The organism is Carboxylicivirga marina (genome assembly GCF_016612505.1).
In the GTDB taxonomy this organism is placed as follows: Bacteria; Bacteroidota; Bacteroidia; order Bacteroidales; family Marinilabiliaceae; genus Carboxylicivirga; species Carboxylicivirga marina.
Map to the genome: position 1 here is coordinate 1 of NZ_JAENRR010000130.1, position 2,487 is coordinate 2,487.

Sequence of the window (2,487 nt, forward strand, 5' to 3'; positions counted from 1 at the left end):
ATTGGAGCTGCCAATCAATCTTCCCCATGGGGAAGTGCCTGAAAGGCGATGGGGGCTTTTCAACCATGCTGCAAATAATGCGCTGAAAGTGCTATATATAATAGCATCGTGCAAGCGTAGCGACGCCCTATGACTACATCGTGCAAATAAAACCGGTGCAACATGAAGTTGATAATTGTAGGATGTTATTTGCACCGGAATGTGTGATAAATACCCCCACAGCCTGCGGCAGCTCCCCAGGGGGAGCATTTGATTGGCACTGTGTAATACCTCTCTGTCATCTCTCCTTAAGGAGAGAATTGATTGACAGCTTGTAAAAGTAAAACCACAGATTACGCAGATTAACACAGAACTTGTCCCGCCATAGCGGGATTAATATCTTCAGAATATTATTTTACCGCAGAGTAAAAGAAGGGCACAGAGTTTTTATGGAGCTGCCAATCAATCTTCCCCTTGGGGAAGTCCTGTAAGGGATGGGGGGTGTTCATCTTCAAGCTGCAAATAATTCGCTGAAAGCGCTATTCATACTAGCATCGTGCACAGCGTAGTGACGCCCTATGACTACATAATGTAAATAAACCGGTGCAACATGAAGTTGATAATTGTAGGATGTTATTTGCACCGGAATGTGTGATAAATACCCCCACAGCCTACGGCAGCTCCCCAGGGGGAGCATTTGATTGGCACTGTGTAATACCTCTCTGTCATCTCTCCTTAAGGAGAGAATTGATTGACAGCTTGTAAAAGTAAAACCACAGATTACGCAGATTAACACAGATAAAATAAATGATTGTTTAATCAGAAGTAAATTAACACAGATAAATTCCTTTGGAATTTTGTTTTACCCCAGAGTTTAAGAGAACACAGAGAGTGGCACGTGTCCCGAAACTTCGGGAAGCTGTAAATCAGCTCTCCACCTTTTTAAAGGGGGAGTACGCCGTGTATACGGTGGGGGGGATTATTAAGTTGCAAATAAAAGCCAATGAATTTTAGGCTGGATACGTAGCTGACAAAATAACCAAACAACGGCAAAATACATTTACGTATTATAGTAGTTTATAGGATGTTGTCTTTATTCCGCTACTCTACTCTTTAAATCCATTTGCTCGTGCAGAATTCTTGTTATTTCAATTGGCTTTTCAATAGATTTGCGATAAAAAATTATGTGTCGATTAGCTTTCAAACCATATAAATCAGATGTAATGCCAGTATAATTTCTTCCAATTTCAGGGTTATCTGCAATATCCTGGCAACTGCTCAGTAGCATTTGATAATACTTATCGGCCTGATATTCTGATCAGGTATCATAAGTATAATCCCAAATAGTATTTAAGTCATTAACAGCTTTGTTAGTCAATGTATAATTAGCCATTGATTTTCTTTTTAGCTTTCAATTCCTCAAGATTTTTTTGGGGATCAAAACTGTGAGCAATTCCACTATCAATGCCTTCCTGGATAGCATTTCTTAATGCAATAGCTTTACTTTCCTCATTTTCCAGAAGTCTTAGCCCTGCACGAATAACTTCGCTAACATTTTTATATCGCCCTGCAGAAACCTGGGCCTGAACGAATTGGTCAAAATAATTTCCGAGTGATATTGAGGTATTTTTCATCTGTTTTTTATTTTATTTTTTTGCCAGATGGAACGCTCATCAAATTTCAGTCAATCTCCTGTTTGTAACACGAATAATTGAAATTAGCAGGTCGTTTCATTTTCGATGTTTTTATCAAACTTACCAAATATTGGTAAAAAATCCAAGTGTGTATTATTCAATCAAACACCATTTACAGTCTTAGCCTTACACAGATTAATTCCTTCGGAATATTATTTTACCGCAGAGTAAAAGAAGGGCACAGAGTTTTTATTGGAACTGCCAATCAATCTTCCCCCTAGTGGAAGCCTGTAAGGGATGGGGGGCATCTTCAAACTGTAAATAGTGCGCAGAAGGCGCTATATATACTAGCATCGTGCACAGCGTAGTGGCGCCCTATGACTACATAATGTAAATAAAAACGGTGCAACACGAAGTTGATAATTGTAGGATGCTATTTGCACCGGAATGTGTGATAATTACCCCCACAGCCTGTGGCAGCTCCCCCTAAAAAGGGGAGCAAGGATTTACAGCATGTAATAATTTAAACCACAGATTACGCAGATTAACACAGATGAATATCTTCGGAATATTATTTTACCGCAGAGTAAAAGAAGGGCACAGAGTTTTTATTGGAGCTGCCAATCAATCTTCCCCCTAGTGGAAGCCTGTAAGGGATGGGGGCGTTCATCTTCAAGCTGCAAATAATGCGCTGAAAGCGCTATTCATAATAGCATCGTGCACAGCGTAGCGGCGCCCTATGACTAAGTCGTGCAAATAAAATCGGTGCAACATGAAGTTAATGGTTGTATGGTTTTTTTGCACCAAAAGGATTAATGCATTAACCTTTATTCCAGTTTATTTCAAAATCATAAATAGTTTGCTGGGGTCTTGA

General features: G+C 39.6%; 1 protein-coding gene and 1 pseudogene. Both read right to left on the reverse strand.

The window, feature by feature from the left end:
• Positions 1-1,072: 1,072 nt before the first annotated feature.
• A pseudogene (locus JIV24_RS22030) lies at positions 1,073-1,276 on the reverse strand (type II toxin-antitoxin system RelE/ParE family toxin); the annotation flags it as partial.
• An 88-nt stretch (positions 1,277-1,364) separates the two neighbouring features.
• Positions 1,365-1,613: a type II toxin-antitoxin system ParD family antitoxin gene (locus tag JIV24_RS22035; protein ID WP_200467245.1), complete on the reverse strand. Its 249-nt coding sequence runs from the start codon at positions 1,611-1,613 to the stop codon at positions 1,365-1,367.
• Between the last annotated feature and the right edge of the window lie 874 nt (positions 1,614-2,487).